The sequence below is a fragment of the Marinitoga sp. 1154 genome (assembly GCF_013363285.1).
GTDB lineage: Bacteria > Thermotogota > Thermotogae > Petrotogales > Petrotogaceae > Marinitoga.
In genome coordinates this window covers 18,101-42,528 of the sequence record NZ_LBFB01000020.1, presented here as the reverse complement: position 1 = coordinate 42,528, position 24,428 = coordinate 18,101, and the positions used below count along the sequence as shown (strand labels likewise).

Sequence of the window (24,428 nt, the reverse complement as noted above, 5' to 3'; positions counted from 1 at the left end):
GCTAATATCCAAGATATGAATTTATTTGCTGATTCAACCTTCCCTTTAGTATATGAATGTCTTGGCTTACATAATTTGATTTTAAATCCAAAATCTTTTGCAAATGCTTTCATTTTATAATTTATTCTTCTTCCTTTTTCTGTTATATCTACTACTGTTCTCATATTATCAAATAATATCTCTTGTGGAACACCTCCTGTTTTTTTAAATGCGTTTATTAAACATTCAAATACATCTTGTTGTGTTTTTGTTTCTCTGAGTTCAAAATAGCAGTATCTCGAATAGCCTAATTTGTAATTAAACACATTAATTTCAAATTCTTCTCCACTTCTTGAATACAACTTTATATTTTCTTTCCAATCAACTTGTGCTTGTACTCCTGGTAACGTTTCAAATCTCGGATGTCCCTTTGCCTTTTTCTTTTCTATCAACCCCTTTCTTTTAACATACTTTCTAAAATTAGAATATGTTCCTATATTTAGTCCTTCATCTTTTAATTTTTCATATACTGCTCGTATTGTAATTCCTTTTATTGATAACAATTCTTCTATCCTCTTTAAATATTTATCCAATTTGCTTTTCTTATTTCTTTTTTTTGGTTTCCCTTCATATCCTTCCCAATATTTTTTTATTGTTCTTCTGTCATATCCATATATTCTTCCTAATTCAGAAAAATTTGGTTTCATTCCCATCATCCTTATTATTTCTAGTTGTTGTTTTACTTTCTCCATCTTTGGTATCCTCCTTTCAAAAAAGAAGGATACCATTATTTCTTTATCCTTTTTGTACATTTTTGTTCATTTTTATTTTCCTCTTTTTGTTCTTTTTTATTTTACCATTTACAATTTGTTGTTTTTTCGAAATATAAATGGCTGTATTTCAATGAGAAAAAATATAATGAATTATCAGATGAAAATTTTAAAATTGCTGAAGATTTTGAAAAAATAAAAAATTATATATTTAATTCTATTGAATACAAATATTTTAATTATATTTCATTTGCCTGGACATTTATAGAATTTGATGTAGAACTATTAAAATATATTTTTGATAGGAAAGAAATATTTATAAAAGAAAGCGAAGGGGAAATTGAAACCTTAGTTATTTTAAGCGAATATTTGCAAAAAAATAACACATTATCAATATCTTTTATTTCGGGAGATATTGAAACAGCATTGGATTTTTCAATATATCAATATTTAAAAAAAGAAAAATCATATCTTAATATTATGATTCCAGAAGAGCTGCATATTAAAAATAAATTCTTAAATAAGGGGTTTTTAGAAGAAGATAATGAAAAAACAAATGTTCTGTTGTATGTTCTTGAATAAAGACGGTTTGACGCATTTAAATGGATTTATAAACAAAAAAGGTTATAAATCTTTTTAAAACGAGTTATTAAAAAAAGGATAAAATAAGGTAAAATTTAAAGTAGAATTTATATTACGTAAATCTTTTTTGGAGGGATACAATGAAAATTGTAGGAAAAATTGCACAAAGAATAGAAGCGAAAGAAAAGGCGTATGGTGAATCATTGTATACACCGGATTTATATTTTGATAGAATGTTGTATGCTGGTGTGGTTTATTCAAATATTCCACATGGAATATTAAAAAGCATAGATATTACTGAAGCTGAAAAGGTTCCAGGAGTTGTTAAAATAGCGACATATAAAGATGTACCTGGAACAAATAAATTTGGTGTTATTACAAAAGATATGAGATTTTTAATACCAATTGGTGAAAAAATCAGATTTGAGCATGATTCAATAGCATTAATAGCAGGAGAAACAAAAGAAGCTGTTGAAGAAGCTATTGAAAAAATACATTTTGAAGTTGAAGAACTTCCTGGAGTGTTTACAATTGAAGATGCCATTAAAGATGAAATAAAAGTAAATAATGAAAAAACAAATATAGCATTTCATAAAAAAATCAGAAGAGGAAATGTTGATGAAGTTTTTAGAAATGCTGACTTAGTAATAGAAAAAGAATTTGAAACAGATTACCAGGAGCAGGCGTATCTGGAAACACAGGGAGTTGTAGCATATTATAATGGAGATGTAATGAAGATTTATGCATCAATGCAATGTCCGTTTTATGTTCAGGAAGATGTTTCTGAAATATTAAATATTTCGTTTAATAAAGTGGATGTTATTCAAATGGAAACAGGTGGGGGATTTGGTGGAAAGGAAGATGTTCCTTCATATATTGCATCAAAAGCTGCTTTACTCTCTTATTTAACAAGAAGACCAGTAAAACTGATATATGAAAGAGAACACGATATAAAAGAAACAAGTAAAAGACATCCATCAAAATCATACTATAAAGCAGCTTTTAAAAAAGATGGAACATTAATAGGGCTAAAAAGCAAAACATACCTTGATATGGGAGCTTATTCTACATTATCTCCTATCGTTATGTATAGGACATTAACTCATTCAGCGGGGGCATATAAAGTTCCAAATGTATATGTGGATGTTTATGGAGTATATACAAATAAGGTTCCATGTGGAGCTTTTAGAGGATTTGGTTCTCCTCAGGTGTTATTTGCTATTGAATCTATAATGGATGAGGCTGCAGAAAAATTAAATATAGATCCATGGGATATACGATATAAAAATGCTCTTGAAGTTGGTGATGAAACATCTACCGGTCACAAATTGGAATATTCTGTAGGAGCGAAAAAAACCCTTGAGAATATTAAAAGATTGTCTAATTATGATAATTTAAAAAAAGAAATAAAAGAATTTAATAAAAGTAATAAATTGAAAAAGCGTGGGTTAGGTTGGTCTCATATTATATATGGCGTAAGTTTAGGAGCTGGAGGACAGCATCTTGATGCTTCAAATTCAGAAGTTCATGTTTTTCCTGATGGAACTATAAACATAATGTTTGGTGGTACAGAAATTGGTCAAGGAGCTAAAACAGCAATTTCAATGATTGTTTCGGAGGTTTTAGGGCAAAAACTTGAAAAAATAAATGTATTGCAAACAGACACGTTTATAGTACAGGATAGTGGCCCTACAGTGGCTTCAAGAACAACGGTATTTAGCGGAAATGCAGCAAAAGATGCAGCCGAAAAAATAAAAAGGAATATAATAGAATTTTTATGTAAAAAATTTGATGTTGAAGAAAAAGATATAAAAATAAATTTAGGAACATATAAAATAAAAGATAAAGAATATTCATTTGAAGAGATAGCAAAAATGGCGAATGATGCGAATGTAAAATTAAATGAATCGGGTTGGTTTAAATCTCCGAAATTAAATTTTGATATGGAAAATGGTATAGGGGAAGCATATGTAACTTATACATATTCCACACAACTTTCATTGGTAGAAGTGGATATGTTAACTGGAAAAGTCGAAGTTATAAAAATGTGGATATCTCATGATATTGGTAAGGCAATAAATTACGATGGAGTAATAGGGCAGATTCAAGGTGGTGCCGTTCAGGGTATGGGACATGCAATAATGGAAGAAATAAAACAGGTTAACGGAAAAATTATTACATCAAATTTTAATAATTACGTTATTCCTACTATAAAAGATATTCCAGAGATTATACCTGATATAGTGGAAGAAGAGTTTCCATATGGACCATTTGGTGCAAAAGGGATTGGAGAACCTTCATTGATGAGTGCTCCACCATCAATAGCAAATGCGGTTTCAAATGCCATAAAAAGAAGAATTTCAAGAATACCAATAACTATGGAAAATGTAATATCTTTGATAAATGAAAAATAATACTAAAAGACAGAATAAGGGGGTAGTTATAGAATGAAAAGAGTGCCGATCGTGGGTCCAACATACGAAGAAATGTTACATCCAGAAAAAATTGATCCAGAAATCAGAAAAAGAGCTATAGAAATGAAAAAAAAGGATCCACTTCATCCAATTAATTTATTTAATATATCTTGGAAGGATGAAAATAATGAGATAAGGTATTTTGTTATGCCAAAAGAATTAACAGGTGTTGATGCAAATATTATAGTTTTATATGCCAAGGATTTTCCATCAGGAAGTCATAAAGTTGGAGCAACATATTCGGTATTAATGGAAAAAACAATAACTCATGAAGTAGATGCCTCAATTCATAAATTGGTATGGCCTTCAACGGGAAATTACGGTATAGGCGGAGCTTTTGTCAGTTCAAGAATGAATTATGATTCCTTGGTAATTTTACCGGAAGAAATGAGCCAGGAGAGATTTGATATAATTCGAAAATATGGCTCTGATGTTATAGCAACTCCTGGATGCGAATCAAATGTTAAAGAAATTTATGATAAAACAAAAGAACTGAAACAAAATGATCCTGAACATATAAGAATATTAAACCAATTTGAAGAATTTGCGAATTATAGATTCCACTATTATGTTACTGGAAATACTATGATTGAAACAGTGAAAAGATATCATATAGGAAATGAAAGAATTTCGGCAATTGTTTTAGGGGTTGGTTCTGCAGGAACAATTGCCAGTGGTGATAGAGTAAAACAGGAATTTCCAGAAGTTAAAATAGTGGCCATGGAACCGGTCCAATGTCCAACAATTGCTTTAAATGGGTATGGAGGACATGATATACAGGGAATTGGAGATAAACACGTTACCTGGATACACAATGTTATGAATAACGATGCAGTTGTTTTAGTAGATGATGTTGATAGCAAAAAGATGTTACAGGTATTGACAGATGAAGAAGGAAAAAAATTCTTAAAAGAATTTGTGGATTCGGAAATGGTGGAATATATTTCAGATAAGTTTGGTATTTCAGGAGTTGCAAATGTTATTGGTGCTATAAAAATGGCTAAATTTTATAATCTAAAATCCGGTGACAATATATTTGTTGTTGCTACTGATAATATTGCCAGATACCATTCTGTAATGGAACAAATGACAGAAACGTATGGTAAATTAGACAGAGCAGAAGCAAAATCAAGGGTTGAAAGAATATTCTTATATCAGGAAACATCCGGAATATTTGAAGGTGATAAATATAATAGAGAAAGATGGCATAATTTGAAATATTATACATGGATTGAACAACAAGGAAAAACGATAGAAGAATTAGATGCACAGAAAGAACAAAAATACTGGGAAAAACATCAAAAAAAGGTTCATGAAATTAACAAATTACTGGAACAATATAGAGAGGAACATAAAGCAACTTTAAGGAAGGTGTGGCTTGAAAAATGAAGAAATTATTTAAAAATATATCATATCTTGCAACATTCGATAATGAAAATACAGAATTGAAAAATGCATACATTTATATTGAAGATAACGTTATAAAGGATATAGGAACTGGTAATCCTGATATGACAGCAGATGAAATTATAAATTGTAAAGATATGCTTATAATGCCAGGATTTGTAAATACTCATCACCATTTATATCAGTCTTTAACAAGAAATGTTAAAGGAGCTCAAAATGCAAAATTATTTGATTGGCTTGTATTCTTATATGAACGATGGAAAAATATTGATAGAGAAGGGTTTTATATAAGTTCAATTATAGCAAATTATGAAATGATGAAGACGGGAGTTACAACTACTACGGACCATTTATACTTATATCCATATGGTTTAAATGAGGCAATAGATGCAGAAATAGAAGGAGCCATAAGAACAGGAATTCGTTTTCACCCAACTCGTGGAAGTATGTCAATGAGCAAAAAAGATGGAGGTTTACCACCTGATAGTGTTGTGCAAACAGAAAAGGAAATAATAAAAGAGAGTATAAGAGTAATTGAAAAATATCATAATCCAGAAAAATATTCTATGTTGAGAATAGCATTGGCACCGTGTTCTCCTTTTTCTGTTACAGCAGATTTGATGAAAGAAACTGTTAAACTTGCAGAAGAATATGATGTATTAATGCATACGCATGTTGCAGAAACACTTGATGAAGAAGAGTATTGTATGGAAAAGTTTGGAAAGAGACCGGTAGATTATATGGAAGAATTAGGTTGGTTAAACCCTCGTGCATGGTTTGCTCATCTTGTATGGTTAAATGAATCAGATATAGAAAAGTTATCACAAAATGATGTTGGTATGGCACATTGTCCATCTTCAAATATGAGGCTTGGTTCTGGAATTGCTCCAGTTATAAATATGAAAGATAAAATGCGAATAGGAATAGCAGTAGATGGAAGTGCAAGTAATGATACAAATAATATGATTGCAGAAATTAGGAATGCTCTGTTATTACAAAGGGTAAAATATGGTGCAGATGCATTAACAGTGAGAGAAGCATTGAGATTAGGAACTGTTGGTGGAGCAAGAGTATTAAGAATGGATGATTATATAGGAAGTCTAGAAATCGGTAAAGCGGCGGATTTTATAGGATTCAATTTAAATAGATTGGAATTTGCAGGTGGCCTTGATGATCCGTTGGGAGCTGTTTTAATGTGTGATGGAAAACAGGTTGATTTAAATGTTATAAATGGAGAAATAAGAATAAAAGATGGAAAAATTTTAGATGAAGAATTGCCGAAATTAATAGAAAGACATAATGAAATATCAAAAAAAGTTATAAATAGTTTATAGAAAAGATGCGGCATATGCCGCATCTTTTCTAAGATTTCTGTTAGGGGGGATAAAATGTTTGATATTTTAATCAAAAATGCAAAATTAAGGAATTATAAAAAGTTAAAGGACATTGGCATAAAAGATGGTTGTATTATTAAAATTTCAGATAAACTAACTACAAAATCAAGAAGAATCATAGATGCTCAAGGGAATTTAGTAACGGAGTCTTTTGTTAACCCACATTTGCATTTGTGTAAAGTATATACATTAATGCAAATGAATGAAAAAGCATTGAAAGATTATCATGGTGAAAATATGGGTAAAGCAATGTCTGCTATAGAATTAGCTGCAAAAATAAAAGAAAATTATAATGAAAAATGGATAATACCAAATGTAAGAAGAGCTATTAAGTTAGCAATAGAAAATGGAGTAATGCACATCAGAGCATTTGCAGATGTTGATAGTAAAGCAAAATTAGAAGGAGTTAAAGCTCTTTTAAAAGTAAAAGATGAATTTAAGGACGAAATTCATCTTGAAATAGTTGCATTTCCTCAGGATGGAATTGTAAAAGAACCTGAAGCATATAAATTAGTAGAAGAAGCAATAAAATTAGGTGCTGATATTGTTGGTGGAATACCTTGGATTGAATTGACTGAAAAAGATGAAAAAATACATATAGATAAAATGTTTGAAATTGCTAAAAAATATAATAAACAAGTGTCAATGCTGGTAGATGATGCAGGAGATCCGGGATTAAGAACACTTGAAATGCTTGCTATTAAAACAATAGAAGAATCATGGGAAGGAAAGGTATTAGCTCATCACGCAAGAGCAATGTCAATGTATCCAACACCATACCTAATTAAACTAATAAATTTACTAAAAAAGGCAAAAATAGGTTTAATAACTGATCCCCATACTGGGCCATTGCACGCAAGGGTAAAGGAAATGATTGAAGAAAAAGCTTTAATTGCACTTGGACAGGATGATATTTCAGATGCATATTATCCGTATGGAAGAAATAATATGCTTGAAGTAGGTTTTTTAGCTTCACATATATTATGGATGACAACAGAAAAAGAAATTAAAAAATTATATGATATGATAACTATAGATGCGGCAGAATGTATGGGAATACAAAAATTTAAATTAGATGTTGGGAATGAAGCAAATTTAGTTGTATTAAATGTAAATAACGAACTTGAAGCATTTAGAAATCATGAAAAACCTGAATATGTAATATTTAAAGGAAAAATTATAAATGTACTAAAGTAATGATTGTAGTAAAATTCACAAAAAATTAATCTTTTCGTTTTTTATTTTTACATAAAAGTGATTTAATATTGGTGAATTTGCACGTGTTTATAATATTCAGGGGGATGTTAATGATGAATGAAAAGATGAAAAATTTCCTGTTTGAAAAATACTTTGAAGATAATAATATGGGGATATTAATAGTAAATGATAGAAAAGTGAAATATATTAATAAATCATATAAAATACTTGCCAGATTATTTGATACGGATATGGAAAAAACATCTCCTGTAGATATATATTTCAATTACGAGAAATATCTGGAAAAAAATACCCATTTGAGAAAATTAAAAGATTTATTTGATTCTATAACTATATTTCGTTTCTCGAAAACAGACATGACATTTACGCATGTTGAAGAATTTAATAGTAAATTTCTTGAATTTAAATTTAAGGGAGTAATTATAGATAATGAAAAATATTATATAATTACAGTTTTAGATGTAACCAATGAAATAAAACTACTTGATTATAAATATCTTGAAATATCAAAAAAAATAGGTGAATTGAGTTTTAGAGAACTATCAAAAGAAAATTTCAACAGTAAAATAATATATGAAAATATTCACCTTATTTTAAAAGAATATAATATAGTCAATGAGTTAGCGATTTCAATATTGAAGGGAGATAAAATATATATTGAATTTGGGATAATAGATGGAATTAATCTAACTGGGAAAAAATATTCAATAGCCGATAAATCTTTAACATCATATATTATTAATTACAATAAAAGGATATATATACCTAATTCTTTGAATTTTAAACTGCCATATGGGTATAAAATTTTTCATATAGGTTCAAAGCCAAAACCTTATAGCGTTTATGGTGTTCCTTTAAGAAATGAAAATGGAAAAGCATATGGAGCAATTTTGTATGAAAGACCTGAAGAATGTAAATTTAATAGTTTTGATTTTAAGTTTTTAGATGAGGTTACATATACGATTCAATCTGTAATAAGATTTAATAAATTATATAAAGAATTACATAATGAAAAAACAAAATATTATGAAATATCGATTCGAGATCATTTAACAAGAGCATATAATAGATCCTTTTTAGAAGAATATTTGAAGAAAATATATAATAGAAGTAAACGATACAAAGAGAGAGTGATTTTGAGTTTTATAGATATAGATAATTTTAAAAAAATAAATGATAAATATGGACATGATTATGGGGATATGTGCTTAACTGTATTTTCTGAGACGGTATTTTCTAATATTAGAGAATCAGATGTTTTTGCGAGATATGGTGGGGACGAATTTGTTATAGTTTTTCCGAATACAACATTTGAAAATTCAGAAAAAGTTATGAAAAGGATTAAACGAAAGTTAAAGAGAACGGAATTTCCAATAGATATATCCTTTGGTTTAACTGAAATTGATATAAATCTCTCATTAAAGGAAAATATGAAAAAAGTAGATGACCTAATGTATCAAATGAAAAAGATAAAAAACACCGGGACAAAATAAAATCCCGGTGTTTTTTTTACGACCTCAATTTTAAATTAATCCTCTTTAAATCTTTATCTATATCTAAGATTTCCACAGTTACTATTTGATTTATACCTAAAACTTCAGAAGGATGCCTTATAAACTTTTCTGAAATATTAGATTTATGTATTAATCCATTTTCTTTAATACCAAGATCAACAAAAGCTCCAAAATCTGTTATATTTGTAACTCTTCCTTGTAAAATCATTCCGATTTTTAAATCTTCCAATGTTAAAACATCTTCATACAATATTGGTTGAGGCAATTCATCTCTTAAATCTCTACCAGGTTTTTGTAATTCAGAAATTATATCCTTTAATGTATATTCACCTATTCCTAATTTTTCAGATAATTCTTGAATATTTATATTATTCAACTTTTCTCTTATTAAATTTAATTTTTCATTATCTAAAATATCTTCTTTTTTAAAACCTAAAAAATCTAATAATTCTTCAGTTTTCTTATAACTTTCTGGATGAATTCCGGTGATTTCTAAAGGGTTATTTCCATCAAATATTCTTAAAAAACCTGCAGCCTGTTCAAAGGATTTTGGGCCAAAGCCCTTTACTTTTAATAAATCTTTTCTTTCTTTAAATGGTCCATTTTCCTCACGAAATTTTACAATATTTTCTGCCAGTTTTGGAGTAATACCAGAAATATATTGTAATAGAGCAGAAGATGCAGTGTTTAAATTAATTCCAACGAGATTTACAACATGTTCAACAGTATTTTCAAGCTTTTCTTTTAATAATTTTTGATTCATATCATGTTGATATTGTCCTACTCCTAAAGATTTTGGGTCTATTTTTACAAATTCTGCTAAAGGATCTTGTATTCTTCTGCCAATACTAATAGCACCTCTTACAGTAACATCTAAATCTGGGAATTCTTTTACTGCTAATTTTGAAGCTGAGTATACTGAAGCACCTGATTCATCTGCAAATATGTATTTTAAATTTAAATTATGTTTTTTAACAGTATCAACTATAAACTTTTGTGTTTCTCTTGAAGCTGTGCCATTGCCAATAACAATAAGATTTAAATTGTACTTTTTAATTAATTCTAAAACAATTTTTTCGGCATTTTCAAAATCATTCTTTGGAGGAACTGGATATATAGTGTTATTTTCTAAAAATTTTCCAGATTCATCAAGAGCTACAACCTTACACCCTGTTCTATATCCAGGATCAATTGCTAATACTCGTTTATTCTTCAATGGAGGAGTAAGCAATAATTCCTTTAAATTTTTAGAAAATAATTCAATAGATTTTTCTTCTGCACGCTGAGTTAGAATATTTCTAACTTCATTTGAAATAGATGGAAACAACATATTTTTAAATCCATAATCTAACCCTTCTTTTATTATTTTGTTATTTTCTTCAAATTTTGTTAAATACTCTTTATATAATTTATTTATATACTTTTCATCAAGAGATAATTTTACAGTTAAAACTCCTTCTTTTTCTCCTCTGTTAATTGATAACACTCTATAATTTGGTATTTTATGTATTTCCTGCGAAAACTCATGATACATATCATATTTTGTTTTTTCTTCTAAGAATTTCTTTTTTTTATAACTTTCTATTTTTCCAAATTTCAGTAAATCATTTCTTAGGATTTTTCTTATTTTTTCATTATGTGCAAAGTATTGTCCTATTATATACATTACCCCTTCTAAAACTTCATCAAGTGTTTTAACCTTATCATTAATAAATGCATTGGCCTCTTTTTCTATATTTGTTATTTTTTGTAAAAAAATTTTTTGAACCAAAGGTTCCAAGCCATTTTCAATAGCTATATCTGCTTTTGTTTTTTTTCTTTTTTTATAAGGTAAATAAAGATCTTCTACCTCACTTAATTTTGTAGCATTCAGAATTTTGTTTTTTAACTCTTCAGTTAATTTCCCTTGTTCTTCTATTGACTTGATAATACTTTCTTTTCGTTTTTCTAATTCTGTTTGATATTGATATAACTCAGAAATTTTTCTAACTTCTTCTTCAGTAAGATTTCCAGTAGCCTCTTTTCTATATCTGCTTATGAAAGGTATAGTATTACCATTACTCAATAGTTCGATTGTATTTTTTACCTGCCAATCTTTAACGTTTAAGTCTTTTGAAATTATATTTATAATATTCATATTAAATCACCTCTAATATTTCTTCTAATGATAATAAAACAGGGATTATATCCCTGTTTTATTAATTGAAATTAATTTTCTTCTTTTTCCTCTTCTTCATTTTTTTGCTTTTCTTCAAAATTTTCAACTTCAACTATTTCAACTTTTTCTGCGATATGTTCGGCAACTTTTTTACTTAAAATATCCCACATTAAGTTTCCTAAGATTTCTGCATTTGAATATATAATTTCTTTAGCTTTATCATGTGGAAGCCTATACATGTGTGCGAATGAGTGTATTGCTTCATTTAATTCCTTCTCTTCAACTTTTATATTATTTTCTTCTGCAATTTTATTTATTATTGTCATTTCTTTTATGGATTTTAAAGCTTGTTCTTTTAATTCGTTTATGTATGCCTCTTCTCCGCCGTGTTTTTCTAATTCTTCTTCGTATTTTCCATTTTGTTTAATTCTTTCTAATGTTTTTTCAACAAAATCATCAATTGTTTCGTCTGATACATCAACTTCAACGTATTTGTGTAATTCAGCCAAGATGTAATTCTTTATATAATCATCTTTCCATACTTTAAATGAATCTGCTCCTTCTTTAGATAATTTTTCTTTTAATTCAAGTACAGAATTTATTTCAGCATCTAATGTTTTAGCAATATCATCAGTTAACTCAGGAACAATTCTTTTATATACTCCTTCAACGTTTATTTGATATAAATATTTTTTATCTTCAAATTCTCTGTTGATTTCAACATAATCTCCCTTTTTCTTTCCAATTAAATCTGTAACCATAGGTCTTTTATCTTCTTCGTATAACACATATTCACTTTCTTTATCTTTAAATAATTCTTTACCTTCTGCATTTAAAACTGTATATTTTACTTTAACAAGATCCCCGATCTCTGCTGGTTCAACTTTTTCTTCTAAAATAGGATTTTCTTCAAGTAAATCTTTTATTCTATCTTCTACAAATTTTTCAACAACTTCTTTTTCCGTTGGAACTTCAACTTTTATTTCTTCGAATTTTGTAGAAACAACTTCCGGGTGTTCGTGCATTAATACTTCAACTTCTGCTGAATCATTATCCAATGCAAATGATTCAATGTATGGACCAAACAAAACCTTTTCATCTTTAAACTCATCTTCAACCTTTTCTATTAATATTTCTCTAACCATTTCCACAAAATCTTCACCAAATTTTATTTTCATAACCTTTTTTGGGACTTTACCTTTTCTAAATCCATGAAATGTGTATCTTTGATTTAATTCTCTAACTATCTGGTTTTCAGCGTTGTCAATATCCTTTTTATCAAATTTTACCAAATATCTTTTTACATTTTTTTCTTCCGATATAATTTCCTTTTGCATTCTTAACACTCCTTTTTTAAAATTATTTCAATTAAAATTATTTCTATTTCATATTATACAAGGAATATATCTTAATACTGTTAAAATTAGGTCAAAATAGGATTTCGGGGACGTAATAACTTTTATAACTTTTCTTTCTATTAATCTTTTTTTTTTGAAAAAAATGTTGTATAATAAAAAGGGGATGGAGGTGGAATTTTGAACAAAAAAAGTATAAGGACTTTATTGTTTAACCGTTCATTTATTATTGTATTATTACTATCTTTAATAACGATTATAATTATTATATTTTCAGTAAACATTTTTTTTAAAAAAATATACAACTCGACAATAAAACAATCTGTAATATCTGTAAATGGATACTTTAATAGTAATTTGAAGTATCTGGATTATTATAGTGTTGAATATGAAAATATTGTTAAAAATTTTCTTGATGAAGTATATGTGATGTACTTTAATAAAAATTTTTCAGAAAAATATAACAAGTTAAAGAGTTCGTATATTAAAGATAAACAGTTTATTAAAGATATAAATTATTATATAATAAATAAGAATGGTGTGATTACAGAGACGGATTATCAAAAAGATTTAGGATTAGATATATCCAAAAGGGTACCAACTTTTTGGAAAAAATTAAATACAAAATTAAAGGAAAATGGAGAATATATAGAAAAGATATCATTTGAATTGAAAACAAATTTACCACGTATATATGGGTATAAAATTTTAAACGATGGAGAAATTTTTGAAGTGGGTATATTATTAAATGATAGAGCTGTTCCTAATTTCTTTAAAGAAATATCTTCTGTTAAATTTAATTTTATTGAGGGAATATATGTTTATAACATTTCATATATTCCGTTTTCATTTGAATCTCCTTTTTTAGATGATGAGGAAAAATTAATATTTGATGATATTGATTATTTTAATAATAGTTCAAATTATATTATAAGAGAAAAGTTTAATGGTGAAAAAGCGTTCGTTTATTTAAAGTGGGGACCTGATAAAGATTATACGTTAACTGCTTTGACAAAAATAGAGATTGATTTTTCTGAATTGATAAAAACAAAAAATTATATTATTTTTATATCTTTATTGGTAACGGCGATATTTTTATTTGTTTTTACGACATATCTGTATTATAATGCTAGAAAGGTAGAAAAACCCTTACAACAATTGATTCGTAATATTGAAAATGGAAAAATTGATGAAATAGAAACAGCTATTTTTGAAATAGATACATTGATAAAGTATTATTCCCATTTACTTTCAGGGCTGGTGAAAAAAGCTAATGAAGAGGAAGAAGAAATACTTAATTTAAAGAAAAAACTTGAAAACATTGAAAAGGAAAAGAATATGTTATATGATATAGCATTAAAAGATGAATTAACAAAATTATTTAATAAAAAAGGTGCGGAAAAAATTTTTCAAAGAGTAATAAGCAATAATGAGAGTTTTTGTGTAATTTATATAAATTTAGATAATTTTAAAAATGTGCAAAAAGCATTTGGTGAAAATATATCAAATGATTTGATAAAAGATTTTGTAGAAATAGTAAAGAAGACTATCAGAGACAGGGATTTTATATTTAGGCTCAGTGATGATGAATTTTTAATTCTGCTGAGATTTGTTAATATAGAAATATCTCAGAAAATATTAAAAAGATTAGTGGAATATGTAAAGAAATTTAATATAACTACAGATAAGGATTATAAGATATCAATGAGTTATGGATTATTGGAACATAATGGTCAGGATATTGAAGATATTATAACGGATGCAAGAAAAAAAATGGAAGATATGAAAGAAAAAAAGAAAGAGATTTTAAAAAGATTAAGAAGTAACTCATAAGGAGAAAAAATATGGAAATAGTGCCTTTTTATAGAAAAAAAAATATAGAAGTTTATTTATTTATAATGCCACCTTTTGGAGTAAATACATATGTGATTAAATCAAATAAAACTATAATTATAGTGGATCCTGGTTGTGGGAATCAACATATTTTTAATTATTTTGAAGTAGAAAATTTCAAATATAAAGGAGTTTTAGTTACTCATACGCATTACGATCATATAGCTGGGCTAAATGAATTTGATAAATTTCATATAATGATTCCTCATAAGGAAATAATAGGGTTAAAAGATAAATCCAGAAATTTGAGTTATATGTTTGGTGAAGAGTTTGAAACCAATATAAATTACACAGAAATTTACGAAGGTTATTATGATTTTGGTGATTTAAAATTTATGGTATCTTATTATTCAGGCCATACACCGGGTTCCATGATTTATGATTTTGGTGATTTTATTTTTACAGGTGATTTTATATTTTGTGACTCTATTGGCAGAACAGATTTGCCTTATGGAGATGAAAAGGTTATGTTTGAATCATTAAAGAAATTTGATGAATATATAAAATCGAAAGAGGAGACAGTGTTAATCATGCCAGGACATATGGAAATATGTTATTTGAAAGATTTAAAAAAGAATAATATATTTTTAAATTTAAAAAAATAAATTTCTGGAGGTAAAAAATGATTGATCGATATGCGCTTTCACCTGTAAAAGAAATATGGTCAGAAGAAGAAAAATATAAAAGATGGTTGGAGATTGAGTTATCAGTAATAGATGCATTTGAAGAAAAAAATATAGCTCCAAAAGGTACGGCTAAAAAGATCAGGAATCAAGCAAAAATTGACGTAGAAAAAATTTTAAAAATTGAAAGTGTAGTAGATCATGATGTAATTGCGTTTATTAAATCCATTACAGATAATATGGGAGATGAGGCAAGATATTTCCACAAGGGATTAACATCTTCTGATATAGTAGATACAGCATGGTCTTTAGGTTTAAAAAGAGCAGGAGAAATAATATTAGAAGAGATGAAAAAATTATCCCAAATTCTAAAAGAAAAAGCAATAAAATATAAATATTTATACACAGTTGGAAGATCTCATGGAATTCATGCTGAACCGACATCATTTGGTTTAAAAATGTTGTCATATCTTGCTGAATTGGAGAGAAATATAAAACGATTTGAAATATCTATTGAAAATATATCTTATGGAAAATTAAGTGGGGCAGTAGGAAATTATGCAAATATAGATCCAGAAATAGAAAAAATAGCATTAAATAAATTAGGATTAAAACCAGAAACAGTAGCGACACAAGTTGTTCCAAGGGATAGACATGCAGAATTTTTATCTTCATTAGCGTTAATTGGTGCTGGAATTGAAAGAATAGCTGTTGAAATTAGACATTTACAAAAAACAGAAGTATTAGAAGCTCAGGAACCATTTAAAAAAGGTCAAAGAGGATCTTCCGCAATGCCACATAAAAAGAATCCGATATTATGTGAAAGGTTAACTGGAATGGCGAGAATGTTGCGAAGCTACACAGTTTCCGGTTATGAAAATATAGCTCTATGGCATGAAAGAGATATATCTCATTCTTCTGTGGAAAGGGTATTTTTACCAGATGCAACTCTAATAACCTTTTATATGGTGAAAAAAACCCAATATTTAATGGAAAATCTTATAGTGAATGAAGATAGAATAAAAGAAACATTTGAAAAGTCATATAATCTTGTATATTCCCAGAGAGTATTGCTATCATTAATAGATAAAGGGCTAAGCCGTGAAGAAAGCTATAAATTTGTTCAAAAATATGCATTAAAAGCTTGGGAAGAAAGAAAAGACTTTAAAAAAATATTATGGGAAAATAGTAGAATAAAAGAGTTATTTAAGCCCGAAGAATTTGATGAAATATTTACTCCTGATTATTATTTAAGAAATATTGATGCAATATATGAAAGATTCAATTTAAAATAAAAAATGAGAATTTGGAATTGAACAAAATAAAAAGTAAAATCCCCATAAACGGGGATTTTGTTAATTTAAGATTGTGTGCAGTTATATCTTTTCGATCATATAATACTCAATATGGTAATTTATTTTTTTCTTAATTACCCACACTTTTCGTGGAAAAACTATTTTTATATATATTGTATTGAAAATATAGTGCTACCAGACCCACTCATTAAAGAAATAATAGAATTTTTATCCATATTTTCTTTAATTCTTTTTAATTTTGGATATTTTGGAAAAACCACCTGCTCAAAGATATTAAATGTATTTTCTTTTACTTTTATATAATCTCTTTCTTTTAATCCTTCATATAACTTCATTGGATCGCCGAATCTTGTTAATTTACTCCAACTTTTATCTATTTCATTATACATTTCTGGTGTGGATATATGAATACCAGGAAAATTAAATTCAAAATTTAATTTTAGAGGTTCTAAGAAAGTTAATTTGTCACCAATCCCTTCAGCAATAGCAGTACCACCAAAAATTAAAAATGGAACGTCTCCTCCAACCTTTGCACCAATTTCAATAATATCATTATCAGAGATATTATATTCATCTTTTAAAAATCTTAAAACAGCGGCAGCATCAGCGCTTCCGCCGCCAATACCTCCGCCTTCTGGCAATTTTTTGTTTAAGTGTATTTTCAAATTAAAACTATATTCTGTTAAACTTTTAAAGGTGTCTATTGCTTTTTTTATCAAGTTATTATTCCAAGGGAAATTAAATTTAGGTGTTGAAGTAAAAATTTCTTTCTCAGAAAATTCAATATCTATTTCATCATATAAAGGAATACTTTGGAAAAGCGTTAGAATATTATGATAGTTATCGACTCGTTTTTCTATAACATCCAAAAAAAGATTAACCTTCGCATAAGCTTTTAGAAGCATTAAATCACCTCTAAGGCTCTTAATGCTATTTTAGACCAACCCTCAAATTCTCCATTGAAATCTTTAAACTCTGTTTCGTTTAGCCAAAGTTCTTTAAAATTTTCTTTTTCTTTAATATCAGCATTAGAAACATATGCAATAAATAAAACACCAAGATGAACCCTTGAAACTTCTGTAGAATCATCTAAAATAAGGCCGACGTATTCTAATGATTTTAATTCATCAATATATAATTCTTCATTTAATTCTCTGTTTAATCCGTTATAAAATGTTAATTCTGAATTTTTATTTTTATCTATTGGATTAATGTGGCCGCCAATTCCAACACTATATAAATTATGTAATCTTTTTTCTGTTTGCTTTTTAGTCCTTTGAACTACTAATATTTTATTTTTTTTGTTCTTGATAACGACATAAGGAATTATTTGTTTTGTTGATTCATCTTTTTCGGCAATTTCTCTATCAATAAAATATGCATTATTAAATATTTTTTCTAAAATATTTTGCTCAACAATTGTAAATCCATTATAAAAGTTTATATCATTTAATATTTCATTGTCAATTACCCAAACTTTTTCTTTCATTCAATAACCTCCACGGTAATATTTTGATTTGTATAAATACAAATTTCTCCAGCAATTTTCAAAGATTTTTCAGCGATTTCTCTTGCATCTAAGTCAGTGTTTTTTAACAAAGCTTTTGCTGCTGCAAGAGCATATGGTCCACCAGAACCAATAGCCATCACATTTTCTTCTGGTTCAATTACCTCGCCATTACCGGAAATGAGCAGCAAGTAATCTTTATCACCAACTAATAACATAGCTTCTAATTTTCTTAAAACTTTATCTGTTCTCCAATCTTTTGATAGTTCTACAGCAGCTTTTAATAAGTTTCCAGCATTTGCTCTATACTTTATTTCAAATCGTTCGAAAAGGGCCAGTGCATCAGCAACAGAACCTGCAAACCCCGCTATAACTTTTCCTTCGCCAAGGCGTCTGACTTTTCGTGCTGTACCTTTAAAAACAGTATTTCCAAGAGTTATCTGCCCATCACCTGCTATTACAGTTTTCCCGTTTTTCTTTATTCCGATTATTGTAGTTCCTCTAAATTCCATTGTATCACCTCAGTTCCTAAGAAATTTTTAAGTATAATAATATATAATATAATTATATCCATAATATCTTTAAAAGCGAACATTAATTGTTTTGTAAAGTAAATAAATTATAATTTTGTTGTATAACAAATAATATTATAGCATAAAGGGGGTAAAAAGATGAAAAAGGTATTTTTAATTTTTGCAATTGTAATTTTAATGTTAAATGTAGTAAATGCAGCAAAGTCTGTTTTTTCTTTGGATATAGTAATTCCAACATTAAATGATATAACAGGACGATTTGATGCGATATTATCCTTTGAAGATTTTTCAAGTTTAAAATATGGGTTTGATTCCGGATTTTATTTTCCATTTATAAAGTATTACTTATATGATTTAAAGGGAACTTTTGATTTTAGCACTATTGTTGATACTCTTGATTATAAGACAAAATTTTCTGTAATGGCTACATTTGGAAAAAGAGAGGCCTCAATAATTATAGAACAACCAATTTCATCAGACCTGGATTTTTCCACTAAATATGGAATAAAATTCTTTGTAGAGGGACTTGGGGGATATATGATATTAGAAACAACGTTAAAAGAAATATATATAGGTTTTACGTATTAAGAAGGGGTAAGTATGTTTAAAATATTAATAATAGAAGATGATAAAAGTATTTCGAGACTTTTGGAATTAGAACTCAAACATGAGGGGTTCAAGGTTGATGTTGCTAATGATGGTAATGAAGGATTGGAAAAATATGAGCAATTTAAACCTGATATAATCATTCTGGATTTGATGTTACCAGGGATGGATGGTATGGAAATTGCAGATTCTATAAGAAATTATGACCACAATGTTGGAATAATAATGCTTACAGCAAAAGGAGATTTAAAATCAAGAATAGAGGGTTTAAAAACTGGAGCAGATGATTATGTTGTGAAGCCTTTTGAAATAGAAGAGTTATTGGCAAGAATAGAAGCTCTACTAAGAAGGCTTGGAAAACATGAAGTGTTAAGTGTATCAAATATAGAGCTGGATTCAGAAAAAATGGAAGTTAAAGTAAAAGGAAAAGAGATTAATCTTACATTAACAGAATTTAATTTGTTAAGATATTTGCTTGTAAACAGAAATAGTGTAATATCAAAAGAAAAATTACTTGAAGAAATCTGGGGATATGACGATCCAGAAAATATAAATCTGGTAGAAGTATATATTAATTATTTAAGAAAAAAACTCGGCAATGAAGGGAAAAAAATAAAAACTGTGAGAGGTGTTGGATACGTTTTCAAAGAAGAGTAAAAAAAGTGTTGTTGTAAATTTAACTGTAATATATACAACGGTTATAATAATAATTTTATTAACAGTCATATTTTCAATGAGATATTTTGTTGAAAAAATGTCTATAAAGTCTTATGCAATAATCTTGAAACAGCAGGTTGAAAAAATTTCGGAACCTACCCATATTATGGGGAGGGCTATAGGAAATATGATGGGGAATATGCTAAAAGATACTGAAAGGTTAAAGAGAAGCATTATTTCAAATAAAGTTGTTATACTTGATGGAATAATATTAAATGATCCGTATAATATTGTGGATGAAAAAATCTATAATTTAAAGAAAAATTATGCAACATACGAAAAAGACGGAATATATTATATATTTATTAGAACTAAGATATTTAACGATTCTGAATTGATTATGGGTGGTCCGTCTTTAGAATATACTGCGGTTATAAACACGTTTAATTCATTAGCTCTTGGTTTGAGTCTTATTAGTATATTAATTTCTTTCATCATATCATATTATTTTGCAAAAAAATCGTTAAAACCTTTGTTGAAAATATCTGAGGAAATAGCAGAAATTAATGTTGAAACACTTGATAAGAGAATTCCAGAACAAAAATTCATAGAATTTCATAAATTAACAGAAAATATAAATGAGATGTTAGAAAAGATAAATAAAGGGTATGAACTTCAGAAACAATTTGTTTCTGATGTGTCGCATGAATTAAGAACACCTCTTACTTCCATAATAGGATATATAAAGTTAATTGAAAGATGGGGAAAACAGGATGAAAAAGTATTATTGGAATCTATAGAAAATATAAAAGAATCATCCAACTATCTTAAAGAGATGATTGAAAACTTATTATTACTGACAAAAGTTGAAGAAGAAATAAAATTCGAATATGTAAATTTAAAAGAAATAGTTGAAAAAGTGATAAGTATGTATAAAAATGAAGATGTTGATATAAAAGCTGAACTAAAAGATATCAATATTGAGACTAACAAAGAATACTTAGGTATTCTATTAAAGATTATTCTCGAAAACGCAATAAAATATACAAAATTAAATAACGAAAATGAGGTTATTGTCAAAATATCAGAAGATTCAATAGAAGTGATTGATAAAGGACCTGGGATAGAAAAGGATGAAATACCAAAAATTTTTGAAAGATTTTATAAAGCAGATAAATCCAGAGCTGTAAAAGGGTTTGGATTAGGGTTATCTATTGCAAGGAGAATAAGTGAAAAAATTAATGTAAAAATAGAAGTTATGAGCGATATGGGTAAAGGAAGTACATTTAAGATTAAATTTTCTTAAATATTTTGATTTTTTAAGAAATTTGGTGTATAATAATATAATAAGAAGAGGTGAAAATATGAGAAGTATGACAGGTTATGGGAGAATAGAGGAAAATATAGGTAATTATAGTTATACTGTTGAAATTAAATCTTTAAATGGAAAACATTTAAATATAAAGGTTAATTTACCATGGATATACTCTTCACTGGAGTTAAAAATAAATGATTTGCTAAAAAAATATTTTAAAAGAGGGTCATTAAATATTTATATAGATATCAGACTTTTACAACCAAAAGATATAATAAAAATAGATAAGGCCCTTGCTAAATCTTATTTTGATGCATTAAATGATCTTGCCAGTTATCTTCATTTAAATGATTTGCCAAATTTAGAACTTCTAATAAGATTCAAGGAAATAATGAGATATTCTATCGAAGAAAATGATCTGGAAATAATATGGAGTGGTCTTGAGAAAGCTGTTTTAAAGAGTATAGAAAAAACTCTTGAAGTTCAAAAGTCTGAAGGGGAAAAAATAAAGAAAGTTTTAATAACATATATAGATAAAATAGAAGAAATAACTTCTGAAATAAAAAGATATTCTTCAAAGATGAAAGATTATTATAAAGAAAAATTAAATGAATCCTTAAAAGATCTAGATCTGGAAATAGAATATAATAAGGAAAGGCTTGAATATGAAATAGCTCTTATTTTAGAAAGAGGAGATATAACAGAAGAAATAGATAGGTTAAATATGCATGTGAAAAAATTCAGAGAATTAATATCTTCAGATCTTGAAGTAGTAGGGCAAAATCTAGACTTTTTAGCTCAGGAAATGCATAGAGAATTCAATACAATTGCATCTAAATCAAAATTAAAAGAAATAACGGCTTTATCCATTGATGGGAGATTACATGTAAATAAAATAAAAGAGCAGGTTCAAAATATCCATTAAAAATACATTTATAAAAAAATATTTACTAATTAATATAAATTATATCGGAGGTGTAAGTTGTGTACGGTTTAATAAATATTGGGTTTGGTAATGTTGTAATTGGAGATAGAGTAATAGCAATTGTCAATCCAGAATCTTCACCATTGAAAAGATTAAAGGATATAGCAAAAGAAGAGGGGAAATTAATAGACGCAACATATGGAAGAAAAACAAGAGCTATAGTTATAACTGATAGCAATCATATAATCTTAAGTGCTATTCAACCTGAAACTATAAGTGGAAGATTTATGCAGAATTTTTATGATGTAGAAAGTGCCCTTGAAAAAATAAGGAGAGAGGTATATTCTAAATGACAAAAGGAATTCTTTACGTTGTCAGTGGGCCAAGTGGTGTGGGTAAATCTTCGATTATTAAAAGAGCTATGGCAAAATTAGAAGGCTTTTCCTTTTCGGTTTCATATACCACAAGACCAGCGAGGCCAGGAGAAACAGATGGAAAGGATTATTTTTTTGTAGATGAAAATACATTTAATGAAATGGTTGAAAAAGATGAATTTTTAGAGTATGCCAATGTACATGGACATAAATATGGTACTTCAAAAAAATATATAGAAAAAAAAATAAACGAAGGATTTAATATAGTTCTGGATATAGACGTTCAGGGAGCTTTAAATGTAGTGAAAAAAATGCCTAAGGAAACTGTATTAATTTTTATAGCCCCTCCTTCATATTCAGAGTTGAAAAAAAGATTAATGAATAGAGGAACAGAAAAAGAAAAAGATTTAAAAATAAGATTGGCCGATGCTAAATGGGAGTTATCTAAAATAAATGAATTCGATTATTTAATAGTAAACGAGGATTTAAATGAAGCTATAAATCAGTTAATAGCGATATTTATAGCAGAACAGATAAAAACAGAAAGGGTTACAGAACATTTAGGAAAGTATTCATTTTTTAAGATTGAGGAGGAATAGGAATGTCGATGGATTTTAATTATGATAAAATCATGAATAAAGTAGGATTTAAATATGTTGTTCCAATAATGGTAGCAAAAAGAGTCCAGATATTAAAAGAAGAAGGGTTTGATTCAACTTCAAAGCCTCTTGTAAAAACAGCTGATAACAATTTTGTTACTATAGCTTTTAAAGAAATTGAAAAAGGTCATGTGAGATTAAAAAACAAAGATAAACTGGAAGAGTATAAACCTGAGGTGAAATAGTTTGAAAAAAAACTATATAATTATATTATTATTTATATTGATAAATGCTGTGTTTTTTTCTGTTAATTTCGATATAGGAATGTCCTTTTTAACTGGTGAGAATAATTGGAACATGGCTTTAAGATTGGGGCTTGAAGAAGAGAATTTTGCGTTTTCAAGTGATATAACATATGTTTCTACACCGAATTTTAGTTTTATAACAATAATGGATGTAAGTACTTCAATATTAAAGATAAATGATAATAGCTATGTAAATTTTGGTATAGCATGGTTTAATGATAGAATAACAGATGAAGCAACGCAGAATAGAAGTATATTTTTGATGTATTCTGGTTTGAATTTGAGTATTAAAAATTTAGCTTTAAAATTTGGGTTTGGATATCCATTATCTCAAAAAGAATATTCTAATAATTTGAGTGATTATATGTTTTTTAAAATAACCTACATAGTACCTCCACCAGAAGATTTTATAGATGATTTGAAAATAGAGTTTCGATTTTTAAATGGTAGAAAAGATTTTTCATTATATTTTTCGGAGCCAATAAAATGAAAAAAGGCTTTTTAATGATTGAAACGTTATTTTCAATGATAGCGATATCTATAATATCAATAATTGGCCTTGCCCTGTTTGCAAGGACAATTATTATGTTTAATAACGTGTTAGAGATGGAATTTAACAAAATAAATGTAGAAAATTCCATTATAAATCTTTTTCGATTTTTTCGTGATGATATAAAAGTAGATACAGTTACCTTTAAAGATGCTGGATACAAAAAATACTTTGAATTTGAACGAAAAAATGGAGAGAAAGCTCAGCTTGAGAAAATATCTAATTATTTAAAATTAGTGTATATAGACGTTTATAATAAGAAGACATATGAATATCTATATACAGGTAAAGAAATTGATATAAATAAAATAGGAAGTTTTTTAGAATTTAATTTTGAAGAATATAATTTAAATATATATTCCAGGGAGTGGTAA

24 protein-coding genes are annotated in these 24,428 nt (G+C 27.6%); 18 read left to right on the top strand and 6 right to left on the bottom strand.

The window, feature by feature from the left end:
- The coding region (gene istA / locus XO12_RS08785; RefSeq protein ID WP_175420135.1) for an IS21 family transposase at nucleotides 1-731 on the bottom strand (731 nt) is incomplete at its 3' end.
- Between istA and XO12_RS08780 the strand changes: the two genes are divergently transcribed.
- From XO12_RS08780 to XO12_RS08755, 6 genes are all read left to right on the top strand, one after another.
- Nucleotides 714-1,331, top strand: coding sequence for a hypothetical protein (locus XO12_RS08780; RefSeq protein ID WP_175420134.1), 618 nt, complete (start codon nucleotides 714-716; stop codon nucleotides 1,329-1,331). The two genes, istA and XO12_RS08780, sit on opposite strands and share 18 nt — an antisense overlap.
- A gap of 140 nt (nucleotides 1,332-1,471) precedes the next feature.
- Complete coding sequence (locus XO12_RS08775) at nucleotides 1,472-3,745, top strand: xanthine dehydrogenase family protein molybdopterin-binding subunit (protein ID WP_175420133.1); 2,274 nt, start codon at nucleotides 1,472-1,474, stop codon at nucleotides 3,743-3,745.
- A 33-nt stretch (nucleotides 3,746-3,778) separates the two neighbouring features.
- Nucleotides 3,779-5,194, top strand: coding sequence for a PLP-dependent cysteine synthase family protein (locus XO12_RS08770; RefSeq protein ID WP_175420132.1), 1,416 nt, complete (start codon nucleotides 3,779-3,781; stop codon nucleotides 5,192-5,194).
- On the top strand, nucleotides 5,191-6,546 hold the full coding sequence (locus XO12_RS08765; protein WP_047265827.1) for an 8-oxoguanine deaminase: 1,356 nt from the start codon (nucleotides 5,191-5,193) through the stop codon (nucleotides 6,544-6,546). Before XO12_RS08770 ends, XO12_RS08765 begins: the two co-directional genes overlap by 4 nt.
- A 54-nt stretch (nucleotides 6,547-6,600) precedes the next feature.
- On the top strand, nucleotides 6,601-7,803 hold the full coding sequence (locus tag XO12_RS08760) for an amidohydrolase family protein (protein WP_047265828.1): 1,203 nt from the start codon (nucleotides 6,601-6,603) through the stop codon (nucleotides 7,801-7,803).
- 110 nt (nucleotides 7,804-7,913) lie between these two features.
- Nucleotides 7,914-9,317: a GGDEF domain-containing protein gene (locus tag XO12_RS08755; protein ID WP_175420131.1), complete on the top strand. Its 1,404-nt coding sequence runs from the start codon at nucleotides 7,914-7,916 to the stop codon at nucleotides 9,315-9,317.
- A 16-nt stretch (nucleotides 9,318-9,333) separates the two neighbouring features.
- Here XO12_RS08755 and XO12_RS08750 read toward each other — a convergent pair whose 3' ends face one another.
- Together XO12_RS08750 and XO12_RS08745 are read right to left on the bottom strand one after the other, a co-directional pair.
- The gene (locus XO12_RS08750; RefSeq protein WP_047265830.1) at nucleotides 9,334-11,475 is read right to left on the bottom strand and encodes a Tex family protein; all 2,142 of its coding nucleotides are present in this window, start codon (nucleotides 11,473-11,475) and stop codon (nucleotides 9,334-9,336) included.
- A 71-nt stretch (nucleotides 11,476-11,546) separates the two neighbouring features.
- Nucleotides 11,547-12,833 carry a trigger factor gene (locus tag XO12_RS08745; protein WP_047265831.1) on the bottom strand — a complete coding sequence of 429 codons (1,287 nt, stop codon included), beginning with the start codon at nucleotides 12,831-12,833 and terminating at the stop codon, nucleotides 11,547-11,549.
- Between the two features lie 198 nt (nucleotides 12,834-13,031).
- Between XO12_RS08745 and XO12_RS08740 the strand changes: the two genes are divergently transcribed.
- From XO12_RS08740 to purB, 3 genes are read left to right on the top strand one after another with little or no spacing between them, the layout of a single operon-like run.
- Entirely contained in the window at nucleotides 13,032-14,684 is a 1,653-nt protein-coding gene (locus tag XO12_RS08740) for a GGDEF domain-containing protein (RefSeq protein WP_047265832.1), read from the top strand.
- Nucleotides 14,685-14,695: 11 nt separating this feature from the next.
- Nucleotides 14,696-15,349, top strand: a complete 654-nt coding sequence (locus XO12_RS08735; RefSeq protein WP_052913192.1) for an MBL fold metallo-hydrolase — start codon at nucleotides 14,696-14,698, stop codon at nucleotides 15,347-15,349.
- Nucleotides 15,350-15,366: 17 nt separating this feature from the next.
- The gene (gene purB, locus XO12_RS08730; protein ID WP_047265833.1) at nucleotides 15,367-16,662 is read left to right on the top strand and encodes an adenylosuccinate lyase; all 1,296 of its coding nucleotides are present in this window, start codon (nucleotides 15,367-15,369) and stop codon (nucleotides 16,660-16,662) included.
- Between the two features lie 164 nt (nucleotides 16,663-16,826).
- Here purB and ispE read toward each other — a convergent pair whose 3' ends face one another.
- From ispE to hslV, 3 genes are read right to left on the bottom strand one after another with little or no spacing between them, the layout of a single operon-like run.
- Nucleotides 16,827-17,588 carry a 4-(cytidine 5'-diphospho)-2-C-methyl-D-erythritol kinase gene (ispE, locus tag XO12_RS08725; RefSeq protein ID WP_047265834.1) on the bottom strand — a complete coding sequence of 254 codons (762 nt, stop codon included), beginning with the start codon at nucleotides 17,586-17,588 and terminating at the stop codon, nucleotides 16,827-16,829.
- A complete protein-coding gene (locus XO12_RS08720; RefSeq protein ID WP_047265835.1) occupies nucleotides 17,588-18,172 on the bottom strand; it encodes an NUDIX domain-containing protein in 585 nt (194 codons plus the stop codon). Before XO12_RS08720 ends, ispE begins: the two co-directional genes overlap by 1 nt.
- The gene (gene hslV / locus XO12_RS08715) at nucleotides 18,169-18,702 is read right to left on the bottom strand and encodes an ATP-dependent protease subunit HslV (protein ID WP_047265836.1); all 534 of its coding nucleotides are present in this window, start codon (nucleotides 18,700-18,702) and stop codon (nucleotides 18,169-18,171) included. The genes XO12_RS08720 and hslV overlap by 4 nt, the downstream gene beginning before the upstream one ends.
- 159 nt (nucleotides 18,703-18,861) lie before the next feature.
- Between hslV and XO12_RS08710 the strand changes: the two genes are divergently transcribed.
- From XO12_RS08710 to XO12_RS08670, 9 genes are read left to right on the top strand one after another with little or no spacing between them, the layout of a single operon-like run.
- Entirely contained in the window at nucleotides 18,862-19,311 is a 450-nt protein-coding gene (locus tag XO12_RS08710; RefSeq protein ID WP_047265837.1) for a hypothetical protein, read from the top strand.
- A gap of 12 nt (nucleotides 19,312-19,323) precedes the next feature.
- Nucleotides 19,324-19,986: a response regulator transcription factor gene (locus XO12_RS08705; protein ID WP_047265838.1), complete on the top strand. Its 663-nt coding sequence runs from the start codon at nucleotides 19,324-19,326 to the stop codon at nucleotides 19,984-19,986.
- On the top strand, nucleotides 19,961-21,292 hold the full coding sequence (locus tag XO12_RS08700) for a cell wall metabolism sensor histidine kinase WalK (RefSeq protein ID WP_047265839.1): 1,332 nt from the start codon (nucleotides 19,961-19,963) through the stop codon (nucleotides 21,290-21,292). Before XO12_RS08705 ends, XO12_RS08700 begins: the two co-directional genes overlap by 26 nt.
- A gap of 58 nt (nucleotides 21,293-21,350) precedes the next feature.
- On the top strand, nucleotides 21,351-22,226 hold the full coding sequence (locus XO12_RS08695) for a YicC/YloC family endoribonuclease (protein ID WP_047265840.1): 876 nt from the start codon (nucleotides 21,351-21,353) through the stop codon (nucleotides 22,224-22,226).
- 59 nt (nucleotides 22,227-22,285) lie between these two features.
- Nucleotides 22,286-22,579 carry a DUF370 domain-containing protein gene (locus XO12_RS08690; RefSeq protein WP_014297016.1) on the top strand — a complete coding sequence of 98 codons (294 nt, stop codon included), beginning with the start codon at nucleotides 22,286-22,288 and terminating at the stop codon, nucleotides 22,577-22,579.
- Entirely contained in the window at nucleotides 22,576-23,199 is a 624-nt protein-coding gene (gene gmk, locus XO12_RS08685) for a guanylate kinase (protein WP_047265841.1), read from the top strand. Before XO12_RS08690 ends, gmk begins: the two co-directional genes overlap by 4 nt.
- Before the next feature lie 2 nt (nucleotides 23,200-23,201).
- The gene (locus tag XO12_RS08680; protein WP_047265842.1) at nucleotides 23,202-23,444 is read left to right on the top strand and encodes a DNA-directed RNA polymerase subunit omega; all 243 of its coding nucleotides are present in this window, start codon (nucleotides 23,202-23,204) and stop codon (nucleotides 23,442-23,444) included.
- A 1-nt stretch (nucleotide 23,445) separates the two neighbouring features.
- Nucleotides 23,446-23,994: a hypothetical protein gene (locus tag XO12_RS08675; protein ID WP_047265843.1), complete on the top strand. Its 549-nt coding sequence runs from the start codon at nucleotides 23,446-23,448 to the stop codon at nucleotides 23,992-23,994.
- A complete protein-coding gene (locus tag XO12_RS08670; protein WP_175420130.1) occupies nucleotides 23,991-24,428 on the top strand; it encodes a hypothetical protein in 438 nt (145 codons plus the stop codon). Before XO12_RS08675 ends, XO12_RS08670 begins: the two co-directional genes overlap by 4 nt.

Coding starts and splice junctions, on each gene's coding strand:
- XO12_RS08750 (WP_047265830.1), bottom strand. CDS start 11,475: ATGAATATTATAAATATAATTTCAAAAGACTTAAACGTTAAAGATTGG.
- XO12_RS08710 (WP_047265837.1), top strand. CDS start 18,862: ATGAAAAAGGTATTTTTAATTTTTGCAATTGTAATTTTAATGTTAAAT.
- XO12_RS08765 (WP_047265827.1), top strand. CDS start 5,191: ATGAAGAAATTATTTAAAAATATATCATATCTTGCAACATTCGATAAT.
- XO12_RS08680 (WP_047265842.1), top strand. CDS start 23,202: ATGTCGATGGATTTTAATTATGATAAAATCATGAATAAAGTAGGATTT.
- gmk (WP_047265841.1), top strand. CDS start 22,576: ATGACAAAAGGAATTCTTTACGTTGTCAGTGGGCCAAGTGGTGTGGGT.
- XO12_RS08770 (WP_175420132.1), top strand. CDS start 3,779: ATGAAAAGAGTGCCGATCGTGGGTCCAACATACGAAGAAATGTTACAT.
- XO12_RS08705 (WP_047265838.1), top strand. CDS start 19,324: ATGTTTAAAATATTAATAATAGAAGATGATAAAAGTATTTCGAGACTT.
- XO12_RS08760 (WP_047265828.1), top strand. CDS start 6,601: ATGTTTGATATTTTAATCAAAAATGCAAAATTAAGGAATTATAAAAAG.
- XO12_RS08735 (WP_052913192.1), top strand. CDS start 14,696: ATGGAAATAGTGCCTTTTTATAGAAAAAAAAATATAGAAGTTTATTTA.
- XO12_RS08745 (WP_047265831.1), bottom strand. CDS start 12,833: ATGCAAAAGGAAATTATATCGGAAGAAAAAAATGTAAAAAGATATTTG.
- XO12_RS08670 (WP_175420130.1), top strand. CDS start 23,991: ATGAAAAAAGGCTTTTTAATGATTGAAACGTTATTTTCAATGATAGCG.
- XO12_RS08695 (WP_047265840.1), top strand. CDS start 21,351: ATGAGAAGTATGACAGGTTATGGGAGAATAGAGGAAAATATAGGTAAT.
- XO12_RS08755 (WP_175420131.1), top strand. CDS start 7,914: ATGATGAATGAAAAGATGAAAAATTTCCTGTTTGAAAAATACTTTGAA.
- ispE (WP_047265834.1), bottom strand. CDS start 17,588: ATGCTTCTAAAAGCTTATGCGAAGGTTAATCTTTTTTTGGATGTTATA.
- XO12_RS08720 (WP_047265835.1), bottom strand. CDS start 18,172: ATGAAAGAAAAAGTTTGGGTAATTGACAATGAAATATTAAATGATATA.
- purB (WP_047265833.1), top strand. CDS start 15,367: ATGATTGATCGATATGCGCTTTCACCTGTAAAAGAAATATGGTCAGAA.
- hslV (WP_047265836.1), bottom strand. CDS start 18,702: ATGGAATTTAGAGGAACTACAATAATCGGAATAAAGAAAAACGGGAAA.
- XO12_RS08775 (WP_175420133.1), top strand. CDS start 1,472: ATGAAAATTGTAGGAAAAATTGCACAAAGAATAGAAGCGAAAGAAAAG.